This is a genomic window from Elstera litoralis, from assembly GCF_000963705.1.
Lineage (GTDB): Bacteria > Pseudomonadota > Alphaproteobacteria > Elsterales > Elsteraceae > Elstera > Elstera litoralis.
Genome location: NZ_LAJY01000789.1, coordinates 1 through 887 on the forward strand (window position 1 = coordinate 1; position 887 = coordinate 887).

At 57.0% G+C, this 887-nt stretch carries 1 protein-coding gene and 1 pseudogene; both read left to right on the top strand.

Going from position 1 to position 887, the window contains the following annotated elements; all coding sequences use genetic code 11:
• Positions 1–184, top strand: a pseudogene (locus VZ95_RS26230) (BMP family ABC transporter substrate-binding protein); the annotation flags it as partial.
• 144 nt (positions 185–328) lie between these two features.
• Positions 329–887: ATP-binding cassette domain-containing protein (locus tag VZ95_RS19795; protein WP_045777396.1), on the top strand; the 559-nt coding region annotated here is incomplete at its 3' end.

Below are 887 nucleotides of genomic sequence, written 5' to 3' on the forward strand. Positions count from 1 at the left end.
GGCTGGCACCATTTCGCTCGGCCTGAAGGAAGACGGCGTGGATTGGGCGCTGGACGATAACAACCGCAAGCTTATTACCGCCGATATGGAAAAGAAGATCAAAGAAATTCGCGCCGACATCATCGGCGGGAAGATCAAAGTGATCGATTACCGCGCCAACAACAATTCCTGCCCGGTCAGCTAAGGCACAATAGGCGTGTTGGGGTAAACCTCGCGTGAAGCTGCGCCCGGATGATTCTCACATCGTCCGGGCGTCGTTTTTAGGCTGTTACCGTTTGCGCGCATCCTATTTACTATCGAGACTGCTTTAGGGGATTTCCTGCCGCCCATGTCTCATCCTGCCTCTCGCCCGCCAGCCCTTGACCTGATCGGTATTAGCAAGCGCTTCGGGGCCGTTCATGCCAATCGAGACGTGTCCTTCACCGTCGCCGCCGGATCGATCCACGGGATTGTGGGCGAGAACGGCGCGGGTAAATCGACGCTGATGAGCATCGTCTACGGTTTCTATCAGGCCGATTCGGGTCAGATTCGCGTACATGGTGCCGACCAAGTGATTCGCACCAGCCAGGACGCCATTCGCCTCGGCATCGGCATGGTCCACCAGCATTTCATGCTGGTGGATACCCTCACCGTTCTGGAAAATGTAATTCTCGGTATCGAACAGGGGTTTCGTCTTGCCCCGTCGCTGGCTATCGCCCGCACGGAATTGCTGCGCCTGAACAAGGATTACGCGCTGGATGTCGATCCCGATGCGCGCGTCGGTGATTTGCCGGTTGGCTTGCAGCAGCGGGTTGAGATTCTGAAAGCCCTATATCGCGGTGCGGAAATCCTCATCCTCGACGAGCCGACGGGCGTGCTGACGCCCCAAGAAGCCGATCATCTATTTC